Consider the following 8,756-nt stretch of genomic DNA (forward strand, 5'->3'; position numbering starts at 1 on the left):
CCTTCTATCTTGTAGCTATCTTTATTTACATACAACACAGCAGACTTGACATCTACAGTTTTTTCAACAGGCAAAAGATTTAATTCAAACCTATTTTTCTCTTCCTTTCCGAATGTTATGGTAAAATTCTTCTTCAACTCATTTATATCTGCGAGCAGAAGCAATGCAAGCTTTGCTCTTCCCTTTTTGTCTGCTTTTTCCCTGATAACTTGATTATTCTCCTTTGTATAAATCCACAGATTTTCTCCATCTATGACAATCAATTGCTCATCTGGACTTGTTATTTCCCATCTAAATTTATCAGGCCGGCGAATATACATTTCACCTTTGAAGGTGAAAGTTTTTTCCAATGTTTTATTGAAAAAATTCTCTCTACACTTGATCGTTATTGACCTGACATTCTCATACCGCTTCTCAATTTTTTTCAAATACTCATCTGCCTTGTCAGCATCGGCGACAGAATTGAATAAAAACAATACTATGAAGGGGATGATAAAAAAGAATGTTTTTTTAAGTCTATTCAGCTTCATAAAAAAATATGAACTCTTAATTGGCAAAAATCGTAATATCTCCGAATTGAGTTTCCTGCTCAACACGCACCAACTTCAAGCGTATCAATTCAAGAAGTGCAAGAAAGGTGACAATCATTTCAATCTTTTCCTTCATTTCTTGAAATAAACTGTTCAGGGTAATTGAATCCTTCTTCTCGAGAATTTCGATTATCTGCGATATTTTGTCATTTATAGTTATCTTTGAGACCAATATTTCCTTGACAGCTGAATCTTTTGTTCGTTTGAGTATGCCTTCAAAAGCTTTTATCAAATCAAAAACCGAAACATTTACCAGAACTTTTTCTTCTTTTTCGATTTCTCCGGATGGATTTTGCCTATCATATTGTTCACTATAATATGCACTCCTATTGGCAAGCTCCTGTGCCGCCAATTTAAACTGTTCATATTCAAGAAGACGCTGGACAAGGTCTGTCCTTGGGTCTTCAATTTCCTCGCCATCGTCTTTTGCTGTAGGTAGAAGCATTCGAGATTTGATATAAAGCAAATGAGCCGCCATTACCAAAAACTCGCCAATGGAATTTAGATTAAGCACTTTCATCACATCTACATACTTCATATACTCTTCCAAAATGAAAGCAATCGGGATGTCATATATATCTATTTCGTTCTTTTTGATTAAATATAGAAGCAGGTCGAGGGGACCTTCAAAATTAGGAAGTTGAACCTGATATTCTTTATTTACGAGATTGCCTTCCATTACAAGCCCTGCATTTTTATCACAGTGATTGCTTCATATTTTTCTTTTGCCTTCCTGCTCAGATCTGATTGTGGATACTCATCAACTATACGTTTGTAATATGTTTGTGCTTTATTCAATTCATTTATTTTCTCATAACAGAGCGCAATTCTAAATAAAAATCTGTCAATAGCCATTGAATCCTTTTTCTCCAAGTATGCATTGCAATATCTTATCGCATCTTCATATTTTCCTTCATCAAAAAGTGTAACTGTAAGCTTCTGGTATGCCTGCAATGCAATTATATCATTTTTTTCATACTTTTTGATAAATTCCAAATAAAGCTTTTCTGCTTCTCCAAGATTTCCTTCATATCTATAACAATTAGCCAAATACAACTCCGCCCATTTCCCATAAGTTGTAGTTTTATATTCCTTTGCAATCTTTTGAAACATTCCCTTTGCTTCATTGAAGTTCAATTTTTTTGGACCTTCTGTATTTTCCTTATCACTCAGTGAATTGTAGTTGTTTATAGTCCTCCAATAAACATTCACTGCCTTTGAAAAGGCTTCTGAAGCTCGCTCTTCCTTCTTTTGACTGAAATACATTACCCCCCAAATAACGCCAAATATTATTGCAACAATTCCAACTCCGGCAAGAATAGAACTGAAATTTTCAACAATTTGTCCATATATCTTTTCAGGAAGGGGCACATACTCATCTTTAATTATAATCTTCTTTTTCTTTATGGGTTTAACCAATTTTTTCTCTCCTCTTTTATGAGATAAAATCTATTAGTCTTTTAAGCCTCTTAGCAACCGAATCCTTGCCGATTAGCTTCATAACTTCAAATAATCCCGGACTTACTGTCTTCCCTGTAAGGGCTATTCTAACTGGTTGAGCAATATTTACAAGTTTTATATTCTTCTCTTCACATACCCTTCTAAGATAATCTTCAAGCTCTTTTTCATCCAACTCATCCTTTGACAAAACGAAAGACATCAATTCTTCAAGGCAATCTTTGATTCCCGGTTTTATCCATTTTTTTAAATCTTTCTCGTTATAAACAATTTCATCTGTGAAAAAATAACCTGCACTTTCGGCAAATTCAACAAGTGTGCGGCTTCTAACTTTCAGAAGAGGCGTTATTTTCAACATATATTCATCGCTATATAACGGACTTTTATCATATCCTCTTTCCTTCAAAAATGGAAATGCTTTGTCCAAAAGCTCTTTGTCATCCATTTCATGAATATATGTTGCATTCATCCACAACAATTTCTCAGGATTGAAAATACCTGCCGCTTTTGAAACATCCTTTATATCAAAGTATCTTATCATTTCATCAATAGTAAAAATTTCTTTGTCTCCGTATGACCATCCTAATCTTACCAAATAGTTTATCAAAGCTTCAGGGAGATAACCCTGTCTTTTGTATTCTTCAGCCGATGTTGCACCATGCCGCTTGCTCAATCTTGCTTTATCAGTGCCTAAAATAAGGGGCAGATGGGCATAAACCGGTATTGGATAGCCAAGGGCTTTCATTATTTGAATCTGCTTCGGAGTGTTGGCAAGATGGTCTTCTCCTCGTATTACATAATTGATATTCATCAGCGAATCATCGACGACTACAACAAGATTATATGTTGGAGCTCCATCTGGCCTTGCTATAATCAAATCATCGAGCTGCTTATTTTGAAAAACTACCCTTCCTCGGATAAGGTCATCGATGACAGTTTCTCCTTCAAGAGGCATTGCAAACCTCAATGTAAAAGGTTTCCCACAGTCCTCCTTGATTCCTGCTTCACGACATCTGCGGTCATAGGCAGGAGGCCTACCCTCTTTCAGCGCCTGTTTTCTTCTTTCTTCAAGCTCCTCCTTTGTACAAATGCATCTATACACTTTCCCTTCCGCTATTAGCTTGTTGATTGCTTCCTTATAAAGCTCATTTCTTTGGCTTTGGTAATAGGGACCTTCATCCCAATCGAGTCCAAGCCATCTGAGGGAGCTTAAAATTGAATCTGTAAATTCCTGTTTCGACCTTTCCCTATCAGTATCTTCAATTCGAAGAATGAATTTCCCACTGTTCTTCTTGGCATAAAGCCAATTGAAAAGTGCTGTCCTAACTCCCCCAATATGAAGATGTCCAGTCGGGCTAGGCGCAAATCTTGTTCTAACTTCTTGTACCATAAATTCTATGCCTTTTACTTTTATTTTCTCTTACACCAACCTTAACAAAAAAATCTTCCTAATTCTCTCCAACAATGGTTTGACAAAAAAATATCTGTTATTTACTATCCTTCAAAAAATTTTTCAATTAATAAGAGTTTTTTATCGCTATCAGATTAATAATATTGGGTTGTTTACAGAGGAGATGTTTGAATGATTAAGAGAGATTTCGAAGTAAGATTATCAAATCGGCTCGATGCTTTACCGCCATATCTATTTGCTGAACTCGACAGACTGAAGGCACAGGCAATTTCTGAAGGCAAAGATGTGATTGATTTGGGAATAGGAGACCCTGATACGCCTACACCTTCCCATATAATCGAAGCTCTAAAAAAAGCCGCTGAAAATCCTGAAAACCATAGATACCCTTCCTATGTTGGAATGCTCAAATACCGCGAAGCTTGCGCCCGCTGGATAAAAAAAAGGTTCGGTGTCGATTTCGATCCTGAAAATGAGGTAATATCTCTGATAGGCGCAAAGGAAGCTGTCGCAAATCTGCCATTTGCTTTTATAAATCCCGGCGACATTGTTCTAATTCCAAATCCCGGATATCCAGTATATTTCTCAAGCACAATATTCAGCGGCGGCGAACCATATATTATGCCGCTCAAGGAAGAAAACAATTTTTTGCCGGATTTTGACTCCATCCCTGAAGATGCGCTAAACAAGGCAAAACTTATGTTCATCAATTATCCAAACAATCCTACTTCAGTTACAGCAGACATAGATTTTTACAATAACGCCGTTGAAATCGCTTACAAATACAACATCATTATATGCCATGATGCCGCATATTCAGAAATGTCATTCGACGGCTACAAGGCGCCATCAATTTTCAATGCTGACGGTGCAAAGGATGTGGCAATCGAACTTCATTCTATGTCAAAAACTTACAATATGACCGGGTGGCGGATAGGCTTTGCAATTGGTGGTGAAAAGATTATCAAAGGTTTTTCCAAAATAAAAACAAATATAGATTCCGGTGTTTTTCAGGCAATTCAATATGCGGGAATTGAAGCTCTGGATAATGGAGAGGCAGATATCGAAAGAATGAGCAATATTTATAGTGAAAGAAGAAAAATAATGGAAGACGGACTAAGGGCTGTGGGCTTCGATATAGTCCCGACAAAGGCAACATTTTATATGTGGGTAAAATGTCCCAAAGGATATGATTCCAAAAGTTTGTCCACTAAATTTCTTGAAGATACGGCAATAGTAGTAACGCCCGGTATCGGATTTGGAAAATATGGCGAAGGATATTTCCGCATTGCCCTTACAAGCGACAAAGAGCGGTTGCAAGAAGCATGCAGAAGGTTGAAGAATTTAAAATTATAGTATGAATAAAGTTTATCTCAGTCTCGGGTCAAACTGCGGGAATAAAGAAGAAAACTTAAACTCTGCCATTGAAGAAATATCCAAGATAAAAAATACAGAGGTCAAAAAGATATCATCAAAATATTTGACTGAGCCGTATGGTTACGAAAGCTCTCAATGGTTCTTGAACTGCGCAGTCCTTATTGAAACTTCATTATTACCGGATGAGCTTTTAGAAGCCCTTTCCAGTATTGAAAAAAAATATGGTAGAACAAAGGAAAGAGAATCAGGTAAGGATAGGACGATTGATATTGATATTCTGCTCTATGAAAATAAAATAATAAATGAAAGGAATTTGGAAGTGCCTCATCCAAGAATGTGTGAAAGGAGATTTGTTCTCGAACCGTTGTCAGAAATTGCGTCTGAAATTATTCATCCTGTCAATGGAAAAAAGATTTCACATTTGCTTCAAATATGCAAAGATAGTAAAAAGGTATTGAAAAAATAAATCATAATTATAAAGCGTCGTCAAAAATGGCAGAAGAAAAAATAAGAATCCAAACATTGAAGAAGATGAAAGAGCGCGGTGAAAAAATTTCAATGCTTACTGCATATGATTTTCAGTTTGCGCGCCTTCTCGATGAAGCAGGAATTGAAGTTATCCTTGTGGGCGACAGCTTGGGCAATGTGATGCTTGGCTATGAAAATACACTTCCTGTAACTATGGATGATATGCTTCACCACACCAAAGCAGTTGCAAGAGGCAGGAAAAGAGCGCTTCTCGTTGTAGATATGCCCTTTATGTCCTATCAGGTCAATCCCGAAAAAGCTCTCGTCAATGCCTCGAGGTTTTTGAAGGAAGGCGGTGCCGAAGCCGTAAAGCTCGAAGGTGGTGAAGAATATGCGGAAACAGTAAAAAAACTTACAACAGCAGGAATTCCTGTTATGTCTCATATAGGCTTGATGCCTCAGGCAGTGCATCGTATCGGCGGTTATAGTGTGCAGGGTAAAAAGGAAGAAGATGAAAAAAGAATATTAAAAGACGCAAAAGCATTGGCAGATGCCGGCGCATTTGCAATCGTCCTTGAAAAGGTTCCCACATTGCTTGCAAAAAAAGTTACAGAAAGCGTTCCAATTCCAACAATAGGCATCGGCGCAGGACCATATTGTGACGGACAGGTTCTTGTAATATATGATATGCTTGGTTTCGATGATAAATTCAAACCGCGCTTTCTCAAACAGTATGCAAATCTGAAAAAAGAGATAATCAAAGCTGTCTCAAGATTTAAAAAAGAGGTGAAAGAGAAAAAATTTCCAACGAAAAAACACGGCTATTAAAAACTAAAGGACAATCATTTTATGGATATTGATGACATTATAAAATCGCGCAGAAGCATTAGAGCTTTTTTGGAAAAAGATGTTTCTCCTGTCATCGTAAAAGAATGCCTTGACGCAGCGATTTGGGCGCCAAGTGCAACAAATCAACAGCCATGGGAGTTCATAATCGTCGGCGGAAATGAATTGAAGAATATCTCAGAAATAGTGACAAATAACTTTCCATCGAGAATGCAAGAGGGAGACTCATTTCCGGAAATTCCTGAAGAAAATCAAAAAAGGCAGGAAGAAATCTTCACTGCAGTTGCCGAAGCCGCACAAAAAGATGGAATGGACGGTGCTGCGGTCTTTCAGAATAGTCTTTGTTTCTTTAGTGCGCCGGCGGCTGTTTTTTTTGTAAGTTATAGCGGATGTGATACACAATGTCTTTTAAGCATCGGTGCTGCTGTGGAAAATTTTCTCTTATCTGCCCATTCAAAGGGACTTGGCACCTGTTGGTTAGGGATTCCCTTGGTATGCGCAGATGATATAGCCAATTACCTAAACCTTCCTAAGACAAAACAACTCATTGCAGCGGTAGCAGTCGGTTATCCAGACAAAAGTAAAGAAATCAACAATTTTAAAAGGCCAAGGACACCGGCAGAAGAATTGTCGAAATGGATTGGTTTTAGAAAAGAATAGATGTTGTTTATTGTATCAACTAATGAAGTTTATCACTATCAAGAGAAGTTAGCTCTTTTTCTTTACTTAAAATCTCTCTTACTTTGTTCAAGAGTCTTTCCGGCAATATAGGTTTTGTCAGTAATTCAGCATTTTTGATTTCATCATTTATTTCTCTTTCAATATTGTTGTCGGAAAAGCCACTAAGAAAAAGAATTTTAACATTGGGATTTATCTTCTTAATTTCTTTGGATGCCTCCAAACCATCCTTTTCAGGCATTATATAGTCGATTACCGCTAATTCAATATCATCATTCTCACAAAAAACTTTGACTGCTTCATTGCCATTTGAAGCAACGACAACTTTATAGCCATAATCAGTGAGACAATTTTCCATAAGTCTTCTGATGTGGTTGTCATCTTCAGCCAAGAGAATCTTCTCTCCATTCCCTGAAAAGAATTTATCTGTTGAGTCATCCATTCCTATAGGCATTTCATTTGTTTCAGGAAAATATATATAAAATTTGCTTCCTATCCCTTTTTTGCTTTCTACTTTTATATATCCTTTATGCTGTTTCACTATTCCATAGACCATTGAAAGCCCTAATCCAGTGCCTTTGCCAACAGGCTTTGTAGTGAAGAATGGCTCAAATATTCTCGCCTTTGTTTCATCATCCATTCCTTCGCCTTCATCTGAAACTGTTATCAATGCATATCTTTCAGCAGGTTCAAGATTATGAACTTTTATAAATGTCTCACCTAATTTTGCAAATGCCGTCTTTATTTTTATTTTGCCGCCCTTCGGCATAGCATCCTTTGCATTAGAGATTAGATTCAACAAAATCTGTTCAATCTGTCCCTTATCTGCCATTATCATTATATCTTCATCCAAGAGGTCTGTCTCCAATTCAATCTTTCTGCCTACTACAACCCTAAAAAGCTCAGACATGCCCAAAATGATATCGTTTACAGAAATGGGCATAACTTCCAAAGTTCCTTTCCTACTGAATATAAGAAGGCTTTTTGTCAAGGAATTTGCCTTTTCAGCTACTAAAAGAATTTGTTCAGCATACTTCTTGGCTTCTTCGATTGAAGCATTCTTCTTTTTAATGAGTTTTGCATATCCCATTATAGCAGTAACAATATTGTTAAAATCGTGCGCTATTCCTCCTGCAAGCTGTCCCACTGCTTCAAGTTTCTGCGAATGTGCAAGCTGCTCTTCGAGTTGTCTTTTTTCTGTCACATCATTCAAGACTTCGATTACTGATTTTACTCTGCCATTTTCTCTTGAAAAAGGATATGATTTAATCTCTACATAGTAGGGACTCCCATCACTACTTATATGTTTATGTAAAACATTATGAGGTTTTCCTGTTTGAAAGGTATGCATAACAGCACATTCCTCACCTGACTCATAGCATGGCTTCTCGCTATGATGAGACACTGCATAGCATTTCTTCCCTACTGCCTCAGTAAACTCTACTCCTGCGCTTTCAAGAAAGGCTCGATTTGCCGACAGAATTCTGTAATTCTCATCAATAATGATAAATCCTTCATCAACACTGCTTAGAATATTTTTACTGAATTCTTCCGCCTTTCTTCTTGCCTCTGCTTCTCTCCTATAATCAGCTATAAGGGGAACAAATTTAAAAAATCCCAAAGCAAGCAATATGCTTCCAAGAAGATATCCTACAATTTTTTCCAAAATAGCTTCTAAAACTGTGGGACCAATAATATAAAATTTAGAAAGTGACGGATAATTATCAGTGATATCTATAGTGGTTGCAAATGTGAGGAAGAAAAACCCGTTTAGAATGTATCTCCAACCATCCCAGCTTTTTAAATCGTTCTTTCTGTCAGACCATAAAAGGAAAAGAAAAATTACAGCTATTATGACTGCCCTGAGTACTTCTACATAAACCTCAAATTGACCTGTCTCTTTCATCACAATTCAACATTCGCCATTGGGC

The 8,756-nt window shown here is 37.0% G+C and carries 9 protein-coding genes; 4 read left to right on the plus strand and 5 right to left on the minus strand.

Translation table 11 applies throughout. The features are described from left to right. The 4 genes from D6734_05450 to D6734_05465 all read right to left on the minus strand — a co-directional run. The coding region (locus D6734_05450) for an outer membrane lipoprotein carrier protein LolA (GenBank protein RMF95463.1) at positions 1-557 on the minus strand (557 nt) is incomplete at its 3' end. Further along, positions 547-1,269, minus strand: coding sequence for a chromosome segregation protein ScpA (locus D6734_05455; GenBank protein RMF95464.1), 723 nt, complete (start codon positions 1,267-1,269; stop codon positions 547-549). The genes D6734_05450 and D6734_05455, both read right to left, overlap by 11 nt. After that, positions 1,269-2,009 carry a hypothetical protein gene (locus D6734_05460; GenBank protein RMF95465.1) on the minus strand — a complete coding sequence of 247 codons (741 nt, stop codon included), beginning with the start codon at positions 2,007-2,009 and terminating at the stop codon, positions 1,269-1,271. Before D6734_05460 ends, D6734_05455 begins: the two co-directional genes overlap by 1 nt. Positions 2,010-2,025: 16 nt before the next feature. Further along, positions 2,026-3,438 carry a glutamate--tRNA ligase gene (locus tag D6734_05465; protein RMF95466.1) on the minus strand — a complete coding sequence of 471 codons (1,413 nt, stop codon included), beginning with the start codon at positions 3,436-3,438 and terminating at the stop codon, positions 2,026-2,028. Positions 3,439-3,630: 192 nt separating this feature from the next. Between D6734_05465 and D6734_05470 the strand changes: the two genes are divergently transcribed. From D6734_05470 to D6734_05485, 4 genes are read left to right on the plus strand one after another with little or no spacing between them, the layout of a single operon-like run. Next, positions 3,631-4,812: an LL-diaminopimelate aminotransferase gene (locus D6734_05470; GenBank protein RMF95467.1), complete on the plus strand. Its 1,182-nt coding sequence runs from the start codon at positions 3,631-3,633 to the stop codon at positions 4,810-4,812. Between the two features lies 1 nt (position 4,813). Beyond that, positions 4,814-5,299 carry a 2-amino-4-hydroxy-6-hydroxymethyldihydropteridine diphosphokinase gene (gene folK, locus D6734_05475; protein RMF95468.1) on the plus strand — a complete coding sequence of 162 codons (486 nt, stop codon included), beginning with the start codon at positions 4,814-4,816 and terminating at the stop codon, positions 5,297-5,299. Between the two features lie 26 nt (positions 5,300-5,325). Beyond that, on the plus strand, positions 5,326-6,129 hold the full coding sequence (gene panB / locus D6734_05480; protein ID RMF95469.1) for a 3-methyl-2-oxobutanoate hydroxymethyltransferase: 804 nt from the start codon (positions 5,326-5,328) through the stop codon (positions 6,127-6,129). A gap of 21 nt (positions 6,130-6,150) precedes the next feature. Then, entirely contained in the window at positions 6,151-6,807 is a 657-nt protein-coding gene (locus tag D6734_05485) for a hypothetical protein (protein ID RMF95470.1), read from the plus strand. 19 nt (positions 6,808-6,826) lie between these two features. On the opposite strand, the gene D6734_05490 is transcribed toward D6734_05485, so the two are convergent. Then, a complete protein-coding gene (locus tag D6734_05490) occupies positions 6,827-8,731 on the minus strand; it encodes a response regulator (GenBank protein ID RMF95471.1) in 1,905 nt (634 codons plus the stop codon). Positions 8,732-8,756: the final 25 nt, after the last annotated feature.

It is taken from the genome of Candidatus Schekmanbacteria bacterium (assembly GCA_003695725.1).
GTDB lineage: Bacteria > Schekmanbacteria > GWA2-38-11 > GWA2-38-11 > J061 > J061.